The 19,142-nt window shown below is 36.4% G+C and carries 12 protein-coding genes; 10 read left to right on the forward strand and 2 right to left on the reverse strand.

The window, feature by feature from the left end:
* Positions 1-17 precede the first annotated feature (17 nt).
* The 9 genes from G7051_RS16045 (at position 18) to rodA (ending at position 10,370) form a co-directional block, all read left to right on the forward strand.
* Positions 18-416: a DUF1573 domain-containing protein gene (locus tag G7051_RS16045; protein WP_166117097.1), complete on the forward strand. Its 399-nt coding sequence runs from the start codon at positions 18-20 to the stop codon at positions 414-416.
* A gap of 116 nt (positions 417-532) precedes the next feature.
* Positions 533-1,627, forward strand: a complete 1,095-nt coding sequence (gene meaB / locus G7051_RS16050) for a methylmalonyl Co-A mutase-associated GTPase MeaB (protein WP_166202866.1) — start codon at positions 533-535, stop codon at positions 1,625-1,627.
* A gap of 123 nt (positions 1,628-1,750) precedes the next feature.
* A complete protein-coding gene (locus G7051_RS16055; RefSeq protein ID WP_166117099.1) occupies positions 1,751-2,716 on the forward strand; it encodes an ROK family protein in 966 nt (321 codons plus the stop codon).
* A gap of 175 nt (positions 2,717-2,891) precedes the next feature.
* Positions 2,892-4,415 carry a bifunctional phosphoribosylaminoimidazolecarboxamide formyltransferase/IMP cyclohydrolase gene (gene purH, locus G7051_RS16060; RefSeq protein ID WP_166117101.1) on the forward strand — a complete coding sequence of 508 codons (1,524 nt, stop codon included), beginning with the start codon at positions 2,892-2,894 and terminating at the stop codon, positions 4,413-4,415.
* Between the two features lie 70 nt (positions 4,416-4,485).
* On the forward strand, positions 4,486-5,511 hold the full coding sequence (locus G7051_RS16065; protein ID WP_166117103.1) for a rod shape-determining protein: 1,026 nt from the start codon (positions 4,486-4,488) through the stop codon (positions 5,509-5,511).
* A gap of 85 nt (positions 5,512-5,596) precedes the next feature.
* A complete protein-coding gene (mreC, locus tag G7051_RS16070; protein ID WP_166201871.1) occupies positions 5,597-6,454 on the forward strand; it encodes a rod shape-determining protein MreC in 858 nt (285 codons plus the stop codon).
* Positions 6,444-6,953, forward strand: a complete 510-nt coding sequence (mreD, locus tag G7051_RS16075) for a rod shape-determining protein MreD (protein WP_166201873.1) — start codon at positions 6,444-6,446, stop codon at positions 6,951-6,953. Before mreC ends, mreD begins: the two co-directional genes overlap by 11 nt.
* Positions 6,950-8,887, forward strand: coding sequence for a penicillin-binding protein 2 (gene mrdA / locus G7051_RS16080; RefSeq protein WP_166201875.1), 1,938 nt, complete (start codon positions 6,950-6,952; stop codon positions 8,885-8,887). The genes mreD and mrdA overlap by 4 nt, the downstream gene beginning before the upstream one ends.
* A 28-nt stretch (positions 8,888-8,915) precedes the next feature.
* On the forward strand, positions 8,916-10,370 hold the full coding sequence (gene rodA / locus G7051_RS16085) for a rod shape-determining protein RodA (RefSeq protein WP_370523004.1): 1,455 nt from the start codon (positions 8,916-8,918) through the stop codon (positions 10,368-10,370).
* An 83-nt stretch (positions 10,371-10,453) separates the two neighbouring features.
* Here rodA and G7051_RS16090 read toward each other — a convergent pair whose 3' ends face one another.
* On the reverse strand, positions 10,454-11,881 hold the full coding sequence (locus tag G7051_RS16090; protein WP_166201879.1) for a glutamate synthase subunit beta: 1,428 nt from the start codon (positions 11,879-11,881) through the stop codon (positions 10,454-10,456).
* Positions 11,882-12,256: 375 nt separating this feature from the next.
* Positions 12,257-16,759 (reverse strand): glutamate synthase large subunit, encoded by a 4,503-nt coding sequence (gltB, locus tag G7051_RS16095; RefSeq protein WP_166201882.1) that lies wholly within the window; start codon positions 16,757-16,759, stop codon positions 12,257-12,259.
* A gap of 288 nt (positions 16,760-17,047) precedes the next feature.
* Here gltB and asnB point away from each other — a divergent pair, with 288 nt between their 5' ends.
* Positions 17,048-18,718: an asparagine synthase B gene (gene asnB, locus G7051_RS16100; RefSeq protein WP_166201884.1), complete on the forward strand. Its 1,671-nt coding sequence runs from the start codon at positions 17,048-17,050 to the stop codon at positions 18,716-18,718.
* Positions 18,719-19,142: the final 424 nt, after the last annotated feature.

Consider the following 19,142-nt stretch of genomic DNA (forward strand, 5'->3'; position numbering starts at 1 on the left):
ATATAAAGTTAAAGACAATGAAAAAAATTAGTTTTATTCTATTGGCAATGGTTTTGAGTATCGGTTTGATATCGGCTCAGCAAAATAAAGAGCAAAATGGTGATGCTAAATTCACGGCTTTAGTACATGATTTTGGCAAAGTAGCAGAGGAAGTAGGTTCGGTTAGCTGTGAGTTTCAATTTACAAATACTGGAAAGAAACCTATTATTATCCAAGATATAAGAACTAGCTGTGGATGTACAACTCCTTCTTATACCAAAGATCCTGTATTACCAGGAAAAACAGGAACAATCAAGATTTCTTATTCAACAATTGGAAGAATCGGAAGCTTTGATAAAAAAATTACCATTTTTACAAATGAACCTGATAATGTATATACTTTAACTATTAAAGGAGAAGTATTACCTCGCAAATAATTTGTGATTGAGAAATTATACGAAAGACTAAATAAGAGTATGTTTTATAACTGAATCTTATTTAGTCTTTCTTTTTTGTTATATCTTTACAGATATAAAGATTAAAAAGAAGAATGATGGAACATCCTGAAAACGACGATCATTTTCACGCACTGCAAGTAAATGAGGGAACGTCAGATAAGCCAACAGTAAATCCTTATCTGAAAGATTTTAGGCGTTTTAAAAAGAAATCATACACCGTTGAAGAATATGTTAATGGTATTCTCAAAGGTGATATTTCGATACTTAGCCAAGCTGTAACTTTAGTTGAAAGTTCGAAATTAGAACATCAGATAATTGCACAAGAAATAATCGAAAAATGCCTGCCTCACTCGGGAGACTCTATTCGAATTGGTTTAACAGGAGTTCCCGGTGCAGGAAAAAGTACTTCAATAGATGCATTCGGTATGCATTTATTGAAAGATTCCCATGTTAAACTGGCTGTATTAGCAATAGACCCATCAAGCGAATTAAGCAAAGGCAGTATACTCGGTGATAAAACCCGTATGGAGCGTTTAAGTGTAGCTAAGAATGCATTCATACGCCCTTCTCCATCAGCAGGTTCATTAGGTGGTGTTGCGCGCAAGACTCGTGAAATAATTATACTCTGCGAAGCGGCCGGATTTAATCGAATAATAATAGAAACAGTAGGAGTGGGGCAATCCGAAACAGCTGTACATTCTATGGTCGATTTTTTTCTTTTGATACAACTCGCCGGAACAGGTGATGAACTCCAAGGTATTAAACGGGGAATTATGGAAATGGCTGATGGTATCATCATCAACAAAGCGGATGGAGATAATGTTGATAAAGCAAAATTAGCTCAAGCTCATTTTAAAAATGCATTGCATTTATTTCCGATGCCTGAATCAGGCTGGGAACCTAAAGTCTTGCTATATTCCGGTTACTATGAATATGGGATCAAAGAAATATGGGATATGGTAGATGAGTATATAGCATTTGTCGTCAAAAATGGATATTTTGCACATAGACGTAACGAGCAATCTAAATTCTGGATGTATGAAACAATAAACGAGCAACTAAAATCCAGATTTTATAATAATAAAGACGTACAATCGGAGTTGAAAGTTTGCGAACAACAAGTATTAAGTTCACAAATGAGTTCGTTTGCAGCAGCAAAAAAGGTACTAAGTTTATACTTTAAAGAATAAACACGACCAAAAGATGCACAATTCTACAATATTAAATGATTATTTATAAAGAATAATAATTTATATTTGTAGACAGTTAAGGAAAAACTAGTCATTGTTGAATTAAATATATTAAGTTTTATCATGGAAAAACCATATGCAATTGGTATTGATATCGGTGGTACTAACACTGTCTTTGGAGTTGTAGACAAAAGAGGTCATATTATAGCCCAAGGCTCTATTAAGACAGCAGTTCATAAAGAAATCAACGAATATGTTAATAATTTAGCTATTGCTTTGCAAGAAGTAATGGATCAAGTTGGTGGTCCTGCCAATATTAAAGGTGTAGGTGTAGGGGCCCCGAATGGTAATTTCTTTACCGGTTGTATAGAATTTGCTCCAAACTTACCTTGGAAAGGAATGATTCCATTGGCACAAATGCTGACAGATCGTATCAAAGTACCTGTTGCTTTGACAAATGATGCTAATGCTGCTGCGATTGGAGAAATGACCTATGGTGCTGCACGTGGAATGAAAGATTTCATTGTTATCACACTTGGTACAGGGGTTGGTAGCGGTATTGTTGTTAACGGACAATTAGTTTACGGTCACGATGGTTTTGCAGGTGAACTTGGACACACTACTATTCGTCGCACAAACGGACGTATGTGTGGTTGTGGTAGAAAAGGTTGTCTTGAGACGTACACATCTGCAACAGGTGTAGCTCGTACTGCCAAAGAATTCTTATCGACACGTCAAGATCCGAGTTTGTTACGTAATATAGCAATCGACGAAATAACTTCTAAAGATGTTGCAGAAGCTGCACAACAAGGAGATTCTTTAGCAAAAGAAATATTTGAATATACAGGACAACTTTTAGGGGAAGCATTTGCTGACTTTATAGCATTCTCTAGTCCTGAAGCTATTATCCTATTTGGTGGTCTGACTAAGGCCGGTAGCTTGATTTTTGACCCTGTAAAAAAACACATGGAAGACAATCTGTTGCCAATCTTCAAAAATAAAGTAAAACTGCTAATGTCGGAACTTAAAGAAAGTGACGCAGCAGTATTAGGTGCTAGTGCTCTAGGTTGGGAAGTGAAAGAACTTTAATAATTACATCAGTTTTCCAATTTCATATATTAGGCTCTTATAGCAACATTTTGCTATAAGAGCATTCTATTTATAAACGATTGTAAAAATTCTAAAATCTTTCATTGCTTAACAGAAGTATATGAGATAGATTTTATACCTTTGTGAACCAAAAAAAAGTTACACTATTAGTTCTATGTCTTCTACTAAAAAAATTAAAACAGCATTAGTCTCTGTCTATCATAAAGATGGATTAGATGAAATACTAAAAAAGTTAAACTCATTAGGAGTTTCGTTTATTTCAACCGGAGGTACTCGTGAATTTATAGAATCACTCGGATTCCCTTGTCAAGCAGTTGAAAATATAACAGGTTATCCATCCATATTAGGGGGGCGTGTTAAGACACTTCATCCCAAAATTTTCGGAGGAATATTAAGTAGAAGAGAACTTCCAGAAGACATTAAGCAGACTAAAGCTTATGATATTACAGAAATAGATCTTGTTATTGTAGATTTATATCCTTTTCAAGAAACAGTTGCTTCAGGAGCTGAAGAAAAAGACATTATCGAAAAAATAGATATAGGAGGCATATCATTAATAAGAGCTGCTGCTAAAAATTTTAAAGATGTTGTCATTGTTCCTTCTAAAAGTCAATATAGTGCACTTTCTTCTTTATTGGATAACAAACAAGGATCGTCGGATATTGATGATCGTAAATGGTTTGCAAAAGAAGCATTTGGGGTATCTTCAGAGTATGACTCTGCTATTTTCAATTACATGGATAAAGACGAATGTACTGCATTCCGTAAAACTGAAAATAAAGTAAAACATCTCCGTTATGGTGAAAACCCTCACCAAAAAGGTTCTTTCTATGGAGACTTTGAAAGTTTGTTCGAACAGTTACATGGTCGTGAGATATCGTATAACAATCTTTTGGATATAGATGCTGCAGTGTCGCTTATCAGCGAGTTTAATGAAACGACAGTAGCTATATTAAAGCACAATAATGCTTGTGGTATAGCATCTAAAAGTTCGGTGTTAGAAGCTTGGAATACAGCATTAGCAGCTGATCCTGTATCTGCTTTTGGAGGAATCATCGTTTCCAATTCTAAAATTGATAAAGAAGCGGCAGAAGCCATTAATACTATATTTTTTGAAATTATAATAGCACCTGCCTATGATGCAGATGCTTTAGAAATATTGACTCAAAAGAAAAATCGTATAATACTTATACAAAAGGGAGAAATACAAGAAACAACTCAGTTCCGTTCTCTTTTAAATGGGGTATTAGTTCAAGATAGAGATCTTAGTATACAGAATAAAGAAGATTTAACTTTGGTTACTCGCCGTCAATTAGAAGGCACTGAACTAGAAGATTTATTATTTGCAAACAAACTTGTGAAGCATACTAAATCAAATGCTATTATTTTGGTAAAAGACAAACAATTATTGGCGAGTGGAACAGGTCAAACGTCAAGAGTTGATGCTCTGAAACAGGCTATAGAGAAATCCCATACATTCGGATTCAGTTTGCAAGGAGCTGTTATGGCATCTGATGCATTCTTTCCTTTTCCTGATTGTGTAGAGATTGCCGGTAATAGTGGGATAACTGCTGTTATACAGCCTGGAGGTTCGGTAAAAGACGATCTGTCAATTGAGTATTGTAATGAACACAATATTTCGATGGTTATGACAGGCATCCGTCATTTTAAACATTAAGTTAAGGAATGAGACCTTAATTTGCTATTACTTAATTATTAAATGTATTAGTTTAAAGAAAAATAACAAGATGGGATTATTCTCTTTTACTCAAGAAATAGCGATGGATCTTGGTACAGCCAACACCATCATCATTAAAGACGGAAAAATCGTTGTAGACGAACCTTCTGTAGTTGCTCTCGAACGAAAAACTGACAAAGTGATAGCCGTTGGAGACAAAGCACGTCAAATGCATGGTAAAACTCACGAAAATATTCGTACAATCCGTCCATTGAGAGATGGTGTGATTGCAGATTTTACTGCTGCAGAGCATATGATTAGAGGTATGATCAAAATGATTAATAACAAAAATCGTTTGTTCTCTCCATCGTTGCGAATTGTTGTTTGTATTCCATCAGGAAGTACAGAAGTTGAAATTCGTGCAATTCGTGACTCTGCGGAACACGCCGGAGGACGTGACGTATATATGATTTACGAACCAATGGCGGCAGCTTTAGGTATCGGATTAGATGTTGAAGCCCCTGAAGGAAACATGATTGTTGATATAGGTGGTGGAACAACAGAAATTGCTGTTATATCTCTAGGTGGAATTGTTTCTAATAAATCAATTAAGATTGCAGGAGACGATTTAACTGAAGATATTCAGGAATATATGAGCCGTCAACACAATATTAAAGTTGGAGAACGTACAGCAGAAGGCATCAAGATTGCAGTAGGATCGGCTTTAACCGAACTTCCTGAAAACGAAGAGCCTGAAGATTTTATTGTACACGGTCCTAATAGAATGACTTCATTGCCAATGGATATTCCGATTTCATATCAGGAAATGGCTCATTGCCTAGATAAATCTATCTCGAAAATGGACTCGGCTATTTTAAGTGCTTTAGAGCAAACTCCTCCCGAACTATATGCTGATATAGTAAAAAATGGTATCTATGTTACAGGTGGTGGTGCTTTATTGAGAGGCTTAAGCAAGCGTTTCTCCGATAAAATAGGCATTCCATTTCATGTGGCAGAAGATCCACTTCATGCTGTAGCAAAAGGCACAGGGATAGCTTTAAATAATATTGAGAAATTTAATTTCTTAATGAGATAAGTTTTAAAAGCTCTTAAATATCTCGGACTTTCTGTTTAGATTTTAATTTTTGTTACACAGAAGGTGTACATTCTGATACGTATACATGCGCAACTTAATCGCCTTTTTAATAAAAAACAGTTCGTGGTTTGTATTTATACTACTCGAAATTCTGTGTTTTTATTTTATATTTCAATATAACTCCTTTCAAAGGAGTGTATACTTAAACTCTTCGAACGAAATTGTTGGAAGAGTTTATGCTATTTCGGGTGAAGTAACTTCTTATTTTGGACTAAAAGAAACAAATCAGGATTTACTCTTGAAAAATGCTGACTTGCAAAATAAGCTATTAGCTCTGGAAGATTATATACACGACAGAAATAATGATAGTCTCAAGACACAGGCTATAACAACAGATTCAATTCCTACTAAAAATTTTGAGTTCATAATTTCACGGGTTATCAATAACAGTATATCTCAACTCGAAAATTATATAACAATCAATAAGGGTAGTAAAGAAGGTATACACACCGAAATGGGAGTAATATCCCAACAAGGTATAGTTGGTATTGTCAGAGCTGTTTCTCCAAACTATTCTGTAGTACAACCCGTCATAAATCCTAAAACCAGTCTTAGTTGTAAAGTAAAAGGATCCAATACTCCCGGATCTCTTGCTTGGGATGGAGTTGATTATAGGTATATAAGTTTAGAAGGGTTTCCTCGTTTTGAAAAGTTTGAAGTGGGAGATACTATTATAACAAGTGGTTATTCGGGTATATTTCCGGAAGGAATTATTATTGGCATCGTTGAAGATTCAAAAAGCCAAAATGACGATAATTTTTTAACTTTAAAAGTAAGATTATCAACCGATTTTAGTTCATTAAAAGATGTCCTGATAATAAAGAATAACGATCGGGAAGAACTTACACAATTAGAAAAAGAAATTACAACGAATGGCAGGTAATTGGCTCAAGCAATCTTTTGTATTTATCATACTTGTTCTGCTTCAAGTACTGGTGTTTAATCATATCTCATTTCTGGGATATGCTACACCATTCTTATATATATACTTCATTATAAAAATGCCTATCGGAATTAATCGAAATCTAGTTTTGATACTTGCATTTCTATTAGGCTTTACGATTGATATTTTCTGCAATACACCTGGTCAGAATGCAGCAGCGGCAGTTTTTGCGGCATTTATGCGTCGTCCGGTGCAAGGTTTGTTTTTTGCAAGAGAAGACTTTGAGCATTTCATACCAAGCATACCCAATTTAGGTATGGCATTTATGAAATATACTATTGTGATTGTCTTTATTCATAATCTAGCGTTAATTTCCATAAGCTCATTTTCATACCTCAATTTTATGACAATACTATTGAGAGTCTTGAGTTCTACTCTTCTTACATCTATCTTAATTTATGCCATTGAAGGATTTTCAATAAAGAAAAAGAGAGCATGAGTAAGGATAATAACTTGCATTCAGAAAAGAGATACTATACCATTTTAGCAATAACAGCAATAATTGTTATTGTTCTCATATGCCAATTATTCAATTTGCAAATTATTCAGCATGAGTATAAATATTCTGCTGATAGTAACGCATTCTTCAAGAAAACATTATACCCTGCAAGGGGAACAATCTCTGATAGACAAGATCGGCTTCTTGTTTATAATCAGCCAACTTATGACATAGTATATATTCCACGTGAAGTAGAACCATTTGATACACTCGATTTTTGTAATATTTTAGGTGTAACAAAAGATCAATTAGAAAAAAGAATTAGTGATGTAAAAGACCGAAGACTTAACCCTGGTTATTCTTCCTATACCATGCAAACACTAATGACTCAGCTTACGGTTCGTGAGTATGGTTTATTTCAAGAAAAGTTATATAAATTCCCTGGATTTTATATTCAAAATAGAGCTTTACGCCAATATAATTTCAGAAATGCAGCCCATGTACTTGGCTATGTTGCGGAAGTGAATAAAGCGGCATTAGCAGATGATCCTTATTACGTGAGAGGAGACTATGCCGGAAAATCAGGTATTGAGAGTTCATATGAGAATATATTAAGAGGTCAAAAAGGAGTCGAGATCCTCTTGCGTGATGCTCATGGCAGAATAAAAGGCAAATATGAGAATGGGAAACATGATGTGAATCCGGTCTCAGGAAAAAATCTAAAACTGGCAATAGATATAGAATTACAGGCATATGGTGAATATCTTATGCAGAATAAAATTGGCAGTATCGTAATGATTGAACCTTCGACAGGTGAGATATTATGTTTAGTTACTTCTCCCACTTACGATCCTTCGATTCTGTTAGGTCGTGAGTTTGGTAATAACTATAAGACACTGGAACAAAATCCGTCAAAACCTCTTTATAATAGGGCTACTCAAGGAATGTATCCTCCGGGATCCACTTTCAAAACAACTCAAGGATTGATCTTCTTAGAAGAAGGAATTATAACACCCGAAACAGCTTATTCCTGTGCCGGAGGATATCCTCCAGGTGGCGGCAGACCTAGATGTCACGCACATGGATCACCACTGTCATTAATCCCCGCAATAGCTACTTCGTGTAACTCTTATTTTTGTTATGGCTTAAATGCTATGCTCAGTAACAGAAAAAAATATGCTAATATTGGAGAAGCTTTTGACATATGGAAAGACTATCTGGTATCTATGGGATTTGGTTATAAACTAGGAATAGATCTCCCCTCTGAGAAAAGAGGTTTTATACCTAATAGTCAATTTTATACTAAAGCTTTCAGAACCGAGAAATGGTATGCACAAAATGTCATTTCTATTGCAATAGGTCAAGGCGAAATTTTGGCAACACCTTTGCAGGTTGCTAATCTAGGTGCAACAATAGCAAATAGAGGTTTTTTCTATACACCTCATGTTGTTAGGCAAATTCAAGATATGCCACTGGATAAATCATACACTGATAAACGATATACAGGGGTTAAAGAAACGTATTACAATACAATCGCTCAAGGGATGGCCAATGCTGTTACCGGAGGGACTTGTAGAGGAGTAAATCTTTTACCGGAAATTGCAGTAGCAGGGAAAACGGGTACAGCCGAAAATCCACATGGAAGGGATCACTCTTGGTTTATGGGATTTGCACCGGTGGATAAACCTCAGGTAGCTATTTCCGTGTTAGTTGAAAATGCGGGTTTTGGAGCCAGATTTGCTGTTCCGATTGCACGTTTGATGATTCAAAAATATTTGAAAGGTGAAATACCTGCTAATGAGAAATATTTAGAAGACAATATGGCAAATGCCATAATTCTCCCTAATGTCTTAAACACTTGGGAACAAAGAAAATCGGATATCGCAACTCAGCAAAGCTCTTCTTCGGAAGAAGAACCTATTATTGAAGAATAAAAACTCAGAATACATTTAAATATACATGATTAATAAAGAAGACGATCATATTACAGGAAGTGTAGACTGGATTATTCTAGTCTTATACTTTCTTTTAATAATTGGAGGGTGGCTTAGCATTTATGGAGCAAGCTATGATTATGATCATGTAACGAGTTTATTTGACCTTTCGGGTCGTGCGGGTATGCAGCTCGTTTGGATGGGTATCTCCATTGCCGTTGGATTCATACTACTCAAACTAGACAGCAACTTATATGATATATTAGCTTATTTCATATATGCCTTTTTTATAGCTCTTCTTATTGTCACGATCATTATTGCTCCTGACATAAAAGGTTCACGGTCATGGCTTGTTATAACTGATTCGATACGTTTACAGCCTGCCGAGTTTACCAAATTTGCAGTAGCATTGGCTATTGCGCGATTTATGAATAGCTACAATTTCAAACTGCTGACAGCAAAGAATCTGCTAATATTATCAACTATGATAATATTACCGATGATTCTAATTATGCTACAAAAAGAGACAGGCTCAGCTCTGGTATTTACAGCTTTCATATTAGTTTTATACAGAGAAGGACTACCCGGAATGGTATTATTTTCTGGGGTTTGTGCTGTCGTTTTATTTATTTTAGGTTTAAAATACTCAGATGTAGATTTAGGTTTTCTCACTATGGGAGAATGTATTTCTATCCTCTTTATTATTATAGTAACTGCTATTCTTACAGTTAATTTCCGTAAAGATTATCGAACTGCTGCTTATATCCTTTTAGGCACTGCTATCTATGGAGGTATCTGCTATATAATTTCTCTTTTCGATGTCTATATAAACTGGGGAATTATCTCGATAACTGCAATATGTGCTATTGTTATATACCTGCTGATTACTGCTGCAAGGGAATGGTCTAAAACGTATTTGTTTTTGGCTATTTTTGCTATTAGCTGTATTGGATATGTGAGTTCAGTCAATTATGTATTTACAGATGTTCTACAATCACATCAGCAAATACGTATCAAAGTTTCTTTAGGCATGGAGGATGACTTAATGGGAGCCGGATATAATGTCAATCAATCTAAAATAGCCATAGGGTCAGGTGGGGCATTAGGTAAAGGGTTCTTAAACGGAACACAAACAAAACTGAAATACGTACCCGAGCAAGATACCGATTTTATATTCTGTACAGTAGGAGAGGAACAAGGTTTCCTAGGATCTGTACTAGTATTATTAGGTCTGGGATCTCTTATTATGAGGATCTTTTTTCTTGCGGAAAGACAAAAGAATACTTTTGGACGTGTATATGGTTATGGGGTAGGGTGCATCTTTCTGTTTCATCTATCTATAAATGTTGGTATGGTAATAGGGTTGCTTCCCGTTATAGGAATTCCCCTTCCATTTTTCAGTTATGGAGGATCTTCAATATTGGCATTCACCATATTACTGTTCATTTTCTTGCGATTAGATATGGCTCGAAAAAGACGATAAGATCCCTGAATCTCTTTATTGTTCTGAAATAAAAAAGGTTACTTCTTACGAGGTAACCTTTCTCTTTTATAATTAAAGCATAATTACTTAGCTTTCAAAAAATCATTAATATGCTTAGCAGTTCTACGTCCCGAAGCAATGCTTGTTACAACCAAAGATTGTCCACTAACACAGTCACCCGCAGCAAAGACTTTTGAAACATTGGTTAAACGGTTTCCATTGGTAGCTACATTCTTACGAACATCGTCTACTTTTACACCAAGCTCAGCTAAAAGCCCATCTTGAATAGGATGTATAAAGCCTAATGCAAGGAAAACATAATCTATTTTCAAAACCTCAGGCTCTCCAACTTCTTTCATCACCATTTTGCCAGAATCGTCTTTCTCCCAAGCTACTTCTACAAGCTCTACACCTGTTAATATTCCATTCTCGCCAATGAAACGCTTAGTGTTCATTGACCAGCGACGTTCGCAACCTTCAAGATGCGAAGAGCTGGTTTTCATTACTCCGGGAAACGGTATAGGCCAACTGTTTTCCAATTCATCCAATGTCGGAGGTTTAGGCATGATCTCGATCTGCAAGATATTAGCTGCTTTTTGACGATTGGCTGTACCAATACAATCCGATCCGGTATCACCTCCACCAATTACCAATACGTTCTTACCCTTTGTATTTATGATTTTATCCGCAGGAACATCTTCTTTGGCAACCAATTTGTTTTCCATTGTCAGATATTCCATAGCATAATACACACCTTTAAGTTCGCGACCTTCAACAGGCAAATCACGAGGCACTTGCGAGCCTATAGCGACACAGATGGCATCATTACCTTTTACAAGATCTTTCCCTTTGATATCTATCCCTACTTCGGCATTGGTTACAAACTTAACACCTTCGGCCTCCATCAAATCGAGACGACGATCGATGATATTCTTGTTCAATTTAAAATCAGGAATACCAAATCGAAGTAAACCACCGATACGACTGTTCTTTTCATAAACTGTAACTTCATGTCCCATTCTATTCAACTGATTAGCAACAGCCAATCCTGATGGACCTGAGCCTATTACAGCTACCTTTTTACCGGTCCTTACCTTTGGAATGAAAGGTTTAATATAACCTTCCTGAAAAGCATGTTCTAATGCCGATGCTTCGTTTTCACGAATAGTAACCGGAGCTTTATGTAATGATAATACACACGTTTTTTCGCAGGGAGCAGGGCAAATACGGCCTGTAAACTCAGGAAAATCATTTGTCTGCATCAACACTTCTGCCGCCAAACGCCAATTTCCTTTGTAAATATAGTCTTGCCACTCAGGCATTTTATTACCAAGAGGACATCCCCATTGGCAGAAAGGTATACCGCAATCCATACAACGGGATGCTTGCAGTTGCCTGTCTTCAGAGTTTAATGTCTGTTCTACTTCACCGAAGTCGAGGATACGTTCTTGACGAGGACGGTATCCTGCTTCTTTTCTTTTTACTGTTAAAAATGCTTTTGGATTTCCCATGATTCCTCGTTATAATAAAGTTATTGAAAACATAAATAGTTATTCTTTTTTAATGACATAAACCTTACACTGAGATTACAAAAAACCTTACAATAGTGTCAATTTTATGTAACTTTGTCATTTTATTAAATAATTGATAATTAGAATATAATGATGAAAAACATTACAAAAGTGACAAAAGTGACAATTTTTCATACAACTCTTTTTTTGTATGCTTTTGTATTGTTAGCTGACCATTGTCCACTGGTTTCATACTACTTTCTTTTATAGATAAATATAAGTAAAGTACAATAAAATTGTAATGAAACATGTAAAGACTATATTACTGATTTCCGGTATTTTACCAGCTAAAGCAATAAAAAGGTCTTCGACCTCTTAATAGTCAAATTCTACGTTTGCAATTTTTTTCTTTAATGCTTCCATTTTTTCTTCTTGAAGCACTTTTTTATACTCAATAGGCATTATCTTGATGAACTTATGAACTTCTTCGCTCCAATTATCAAGAATACTTTTAGCTAATGGGCTTTGAGTATATTTATAATGCTGAGAAATCAATTGTTGCAATTCTTTGTAATCGGTACTGTCTTCAATTAGCGAAAGTTCTACCATCTCCATATTACAGAAGAAATCAAAATCTCCGTCTACATTATATACATAAGCAATACCGCCACTCATTCCGGCAGCAAAGTTACGACCAGTTTTTCCTAAGACCACAGTACGTCCACCGGTCATGTACTCACAACAGTGATCGCCTGCTCCTTCAACAACAGCTATCGCACCACTATTTCTTACACAAAAACGTTCACCTACTTGTCCGTTAATATAAACCTCACCTCCGGTTGCTCCATACAATAAAGTATTTCCGGCAATAATGTTATCTTGAGGTTTGTAAGTCGATGTAGTAGGAGGTACTATTACCAATTTACCACCCGATAGACCTTTGCCCACATAGTCATTTGCATCACCTTCGAGTTTAAAAGTAACACCATGAGCAAGAAAGGCTCCGAAGCTCTGCCCGGCTGATCCTTTGAAAGTACACTGAATCGTATCTGTTGGCAATCCGTCGTTTCCATAACGCTTTGCAATTTCGCCCGAAAGCATAGTTCCAACAGCTCTGTCGGTGTTTTTTATTGCACGGGACAATTCTACAGGCATTGCTTTTTCGATGGCAGGACGAGAAGTTTTTATCAACTCAATATCCATTACCTCTTCCAGCTTATGATCTTGTCCTCTTACTTGTCTTACGGCATTTACTTTAGCAGCTTCGGGTGAATATATCAGTCTGGATAGATCTAACTTACTTAACTTACTGTTCGAGTTATCTTTTACATATTTCAATAAGTCAGTACGTCCGACAACCTGATCTAAAGAAGTAAACCCTAGAGCAGCCAAATGTTCACGAACTTCCTCTGCCAAGAATGTGAAATAATTAATTAGATACTCACTTTTTCCGATAAATTTCTTTCTCAATTCTTCATCTTGAGTCGCAACACCTACGGGACAAGTATTTATATGACATTTACGCATCATGATACAACCAAGAACAATCAATGCACTGGTAGCAAACCCGAATTCTTCGGCTCCAAGCATAGAGGCTACTATAATATCATGACCTGTTTTTAATTGCCCATCGGTTTGCAGTCGAATTTGTCCACGCAAATCATTTATAACCAATGTTTGTTGAACTTCGGCTAGTCCTATTTCAAGAGGTAATCCTGCATGTTTGATAGAACTTACGGGACTTGCTCCTGTACCGCCTTCGCATCCGCTAATCAATATCAGATCGGCTTTAGCTTTGGCTACTCCGGCAGCAATAGTTCCTACACCACTTTCTGATACCAATTTCACACTCACAATTGCTTGTGGGTTGACATTTTTTAAATCAAAGATTAGCTGTGCTAAGTCCTCTATCGAATAAATATCGTGATGTGGGGGAGGAGAGATCAACGAAATTCCGGGAATAGAGTGACGTGTTTTAGCAATCACTTTATCCACCTTAAATCCGGGTAGTTGACCACCTTCTCCGGGTTTTGCACCTTGAGCTATTTTAATTTGAATTTCGTCTGCATTCACCAGATATTCAGTAGTTACACCAAAACGTCCGGAAGCAACTTGTTTGATAGCCGATCGGGCATTTGTTGCAAAACGTTCGGGTAGTTCACCACCTTCACCTGTATTGCTTTTTCCTCCGATAGCATTCATCGCAATAGCCATTGCTTCATGAGCTTCACGGCTGATCGAACCGAATGACATGGCTCCTGTAACAAAACGTTTTGTTATTTCCGAAACAGGTTCAACTTCATCAATACTAATCGGATTATTTGTATCGAAATCCAAGAAATCACGTAAGAATAATTTCTCTTCTTTTTTATCAATAGAATCGGTATATTCTTTAAACTTCTTGTAACTACCCAAGCGTGTAGCCAATTGAAGTTTAGTTATAGTTTCCGGATTCCAAGCATGATCTTCACCATCGCGTCTCCAAGCATATATCCCTTGATTAATTAACGAGCTGTCGATATAATCAATTTCATATGCTTCATTGTGAGCTTCTATTGTATCTGCGGCAATATCCTTCAAGTCTATACCTTCAATTTTAGAAGTTGTACCCTTGAAGTATTTGTTTATAACAGCAGTGCTAATTCCTATTGCTTCAAACAATTGAGCACCCAGATAACTCTTCAAAGTAGAGATCCCCATTTTAGAAAGAGTCTTCAAAAGTCCTTTGTCGATAGACTTAATATAGTTCTTTTCTGCTGTATGGAAATCAAGCTGAATAGTTCCGCTTTTCACTAAATCTTCGAGAACAGCAAATGCTAAATAAGGATTAACAGCATTAGCACCATAGCCAAATAATAGAGCGAAGTGCATCACTTCACGAGGCTCGGCAGATTCGACCACAATATCAATCTGCATACGTTTACGGCGATCTATCAAATAGTGATGAACCGCAGAAACTGCCAGTAACGAAGGTATGGCAACATGGTTTTCATCTATGCCTCTGTCCGAAATAATGATATAGTTGCTTCCTTTGTCTACAGCTTTTTCAGCTTTCAAACATAAATCTTCGATTGCTTTTTCTAAACCTGCCGCTCCATCTTTCGGATTGAATAATAATGATAGAGTTTCGGCTTTAAAGCCTTTATATTCGATATGTACTAAAAGGTCAAGTTCGCGATTGGTAATAATAGGGTGCGACAAGCCAACCATTTTGCAATGTTCGGGCATCGGCTCCAATATATTTTTATGAAGTGATCCTATATATCCGGATAATGACATCACCAACTCTTCACGAATCGGGTCAATTGGAGGATTAGTCACCTGTGCAAACAACTGACGGAAGTATGTAAATAAACGATAACGTTTACTTGATAACACTGCCACAGGCGCATCATTACCCATAGATGCTATCGGTTCTTTTCCATCGACAGCCATTGGGGTGATTATTTTCTCAATGTCTTCTTTGTAGTACCCGAAAACTTTCAGGTGTTGAGAATAATTATCTATGGAGTATTTTATACTTCTTCCTGAAGATATATCATCCAGAGAAATTCTGTTTTTATTTAACCAATCTCTGTATGGATATGCTTTTGCTAAACTTTCTTTCAGTTCGGGATCGTATTGAATAGTACCTTCCAAGGTATCTACCATCAACATTTTACCGGGTTTTAATCGACCTTTCTCTTTTATTTCGGAGGGTTCGAAAGAAAGAACTCCTGTTTCGGAAGCAACTACCATTATATCATTATGAGTGATAAGATAGCGAGCTGGACGAAGTCCGTTTCTATCCAACAAACCACCGGCATAACGTCCATCCGAAAACAAAATAGTTGCCGGACCATCCCAAGGTTCCATAAATATACTGTGATATTCATAGAATGCTTTTAGATCGGAAGATATGGGGTTCTTGAAATTCCAAGATTCAGGAATCATCATAGCCAAAGCATGAGGTAGCGATTTGCCAGACATCACCAAAAATTCGAGAACATTGTCAAACGAAGCACTATCACTCATTCCATTTTGCACAATAGGCCATATTTCTTTCATATCACCTAAAGAATCCGATTTTACGACACTCTCACGTGCTTCCATCCATAGACGGTTACCTCTGATCGTATTTATCTCTCCATTATGACCTACCATTCGGAATGGCTGAGCCAAATCCCATGTAGGAAATGTATTTGTACTGAAACGTGAGTGTACTAAAGCTATCCCGCTTGTAAAGTTCGGATTTAACAAATCGGGGAAATAATGCCTCAATTGAAGAGAAGTAAGCATCCCTTTATATATAATTCTCTTAGTGGATAAGCTGACAATATAAGAGTTACGTTTATCTTTGATAGTAGAACTCAGAATAACTTTCTCTATTTTTTTTCTTAATAGATAAAGCTTCAATTCCAACTGATCTTGGGATAAACCTTCTCCCGTAACAAATATCTGTTTGATAGTCGGCTCACTCGCTCTGGAAGTTTCGCCCAGAATATCACTATTCACGGGTACATCTCTCACTGCCAAAAGGCTTAAGCCATCTCTCTCGATAAGATCCGATAGGGTAATCATATAGATTTCGGCTTCCATTTCATCCTTAGGGAGAAATACAAGTCCGGTACCATAATGTCCTTTTTCGGGAACGGGAATGCCTTGCAGAAGAATAAATTCATGTGGTATTTGTAGCATAATACCTGCACCATCACCAGTTTTGCTATCGGCACTCTCAGCTCCGCGGTGCGTCATATTTTCCAATACTTGTAAACCATTTTCAACAATGGCGTGTGATTTAGCACCTTTAAGGTGTAGAATTAAACCAACACCACAAGCATCGTGTTCATATGTGGGGTCGTATAACCCGTTTTGCTCTACTAATGATAAGTCTCGCATATTACTTAGTTGATATAAGATAAGTGAATCAATATTTTCTTTTTAGCCCACCTAAACGACTAAAACGACAATAATATCTGCAAATATAATATATTTTGTTACTTTTAAATTGTTTTTTTTAGTCAAAAATTCATTTTTTAACAAAATGTACACTTTCAAAGTGACCAATATTTACTTTTTGAAAACTATTTATATTATTATGTGTTTTTATTCTACAAATATGTGTTTTTGTAAAATAAAATAACATATATTTGTCGGAATTTCGACTAAAAAATCAAAACTAATAATATGTGTGGATTTGTAGGAGCATTTGATTTAACGCAAGACCTAATCGGTCTACGTTCTCAGGTACTAAAAATGGCTAAACGCATTCGTCATCGTGGTCCGGACTGGTCCGGTATCTATTGTGGCGAAAAAGCAATATTAGTACACGAAAGACTTTCTATCGTTGATATTAAGTCAGGTGGTCAACCATTATACAATAAAGATAAGAATCTTGTATTAGCTGTAAACGGCGAGATATACAATCATCAAAATATACGTAATCGATTTAAAGGGAAATATGAATTTCAATCCAATTCGGACTGCGAGGTCTTATTAGCTTTATATCAGGAAAAAGGAGTAAATCTGTTTGATGAACTCAATGGAATTTACGCTTTTGCTCTTTACGATATCGAAAATAATTTATATCTGATCGGTCGCGATCATATGGGGATCATACCTTTATATATGGGCTATGACGATTTCGGACAGTTTTATGTTGCCAGTGAATTAAAAGCTCTGGAAGGTATATGTCCTAATATTAAAGAGTTTCCTGCCGGTTACTATTACGATAGCCGTGATGGAGAGCTTAAGCAGTGGTACAAACGCGATTGGATGGAGTATGATAACGTAAAGGATAATAACACAGACTTAGAAGTTCTAAGAAAAGGACTGGAAGACGCTGTTCATCGTCAATTAATGTCAGATGTCCCTTACGGAGTACTACTTTCCGGTGGATTAGATTCTTCTATTATATCTGCTGTTGCCAAGAAATTTGCAGCCAGGCGTATCGAAAATAATAATGAAACCGAAGCTTGGTGGCCGCAGCTCCACTCTTTTGCTATCGGCTTGAAAGGTGCCCCCGATTTAATTGCTGCCCAAAAAGTAGCAGATCATATAGGAACTGTACATCACGAAATACACTTCACCGTGGAAGAGGCTCTTGATGCCTTGAGTGATGTTATTTACCATATCGAAACCTATGACGTAACCACCGTTCGTGCATCTACTCCGATGTATTTACTTGCTCGATTTATCAAATCTATGGGGGTTAAAATGGTACTGTCAGGTGAAGGTTCGGATGAAATTTTCGGAGGATATCTCTATTTTCATAAAGCACCAAACGCTAAAGCATTACATGAGGAAACTGTTCGCAAGCTGGATAAGCTACACTTGTACGATTGTCTTCGTGCCAACAAAACATTGGCAGCTTGGGGAGTCGAAGGTCGCGTTCCCTTCCTTGATAAAGAATTTATGGATATTGCCATGAGAATGAATCCACAAGACAAAATATGTGGAAACGGAAAGATGGAAAAATATGCTCTTCGCAAAGCTTTTGAAGGATATTTACCCGAAAGCGTAACATGGAGGCAAAAGGAACAATTCTCTGATGGAGTTGGCTATAATTGGATTGACACCCTGCGTGAAGTTGCAAGTAAAAAAGTAACTGACAAGCAAATGGAAAAAGCAGCAGAACGATTTCCGATTAATCCCCCTATGTCTAAAGAGGAATATTGGTATCGTACGATGTTCGAAGAACATTTTCCATCAGCATCAGCTGCCGGCACAGTTCCTTCTGTTCCGTCAGTGGCTTGTAGTAGTGCAGTTGCTTTAGAATGGGATGCTTCATTCAAGAATAGGATAGACCCATCGGGGCGTGCCGTAAAAACAGTTCATACAGAAGCTTACGAAAATTAAGTCCTGGATATTCAAGTTATATAAAAGCAATATAGAAGTAATTCTATGTTGCTTTTTTCGTTTACATCCACACCTCCTTTACTTATATTATGACAACTTAATCAAGAAAAATCTATCAAGATGGTATTTTGATTTAAATTTCAAAAGAACCTTAAATCTATAGATTATATTAATCTTAAACAGATACAGGAATAAACATTAATCGTATTCGTATTTCTATTATTTAAGGAAAAACCAGACAGTTATAATTAAAAATGGCAGCCTTCATATAGAATAGCGATTCATAGACCTACAATCCATCATATACTTAGCATATCACCATTTTATTATATTAGATAACATATACCTCAGATATAACAAGTTAATAGTATTTGAAAAACCTACTACCAAAAATATCTTTTTGAAACAAATAAAAAACAAAAAG

The organism is Dysgonomonas sp. HDW5B, assembly GCF_011299335.1.
Lineage (GTDB): Bacteria > Bacteroidota > Bacteroidia > Bacteroidales > Dysgonomonadaceae > Dysgonomonas_A.

Coding starts and splice junctions, on each gene's coding strand:
- G7051_RS16045 (WP_166117097.1), top strand. CDS start 18: ATGAAAAAAATTAGTTTTATTCTATTGGCAATGGTTTTGAGTATCGGT.
- G7051_RS16065 (WP_166117103.1), top strand. CDS start 4,486: ATGGGATTATTCTCTTTTACTCAAGAAATAGCGATGGATCTTGGTACA.
- asnB (WP_166201884.1), top strand. CDS start 17,048: ATGTGTGGATTTGTAGGAGCATTTGATTTAACGCAAGACCTAATCGGT.
- mrdA (WP_166201875.1), top strand. CDS start 6,950: ATGAGTAAGGATAATAACTTGCATTCAGAAAAGAGATACTATACCATT.
- G7051_RS16055 (WP_166117099.1), top strand. CDS start 1,751: ATGGAAAAACCATATGCAATTGGTATTGATATCGGTGGTACTAACACT.
- purH (WP_166117101.1), top strand. CDS start 2,892: ATGTCTTCTACTAAAAAAATTAAAACAGCATTAGTCTCTGTCTATCAT.
- gltB (WP_166201882.1), bottom strand. CDS start 16,759: ATGCGAGACTTATCATTAGTAGAGCAAAACGGGTTATACGACCCCACA.
- G7051_RS16090 (WP_166201879.1), bottom strand. CDS start 11,881: ATGGGAAATCCAAAAGCATTTTTAACAGTAAAAAGAAAAGAAGCAGGA.
- mreC (WP_166201871.1), top strand. CDS start 5,597: ATGCGCAACTTAATCGCCTTTTTAATAAAAAACAGTTCGTGGTTTGTA.
- mreD (WP_166201873.1), top strand. CDS start 6,444: ATGGCAGGTAATTGGCTCAAGCAATCTTTTGTATTTATCATACTTGTT.
- meaB (WP_166202866.1), top strand. CDS start 533: ATGGAACATCCTGAAAACGACGATCATTTTCACGCACTGCAAGTAAAT.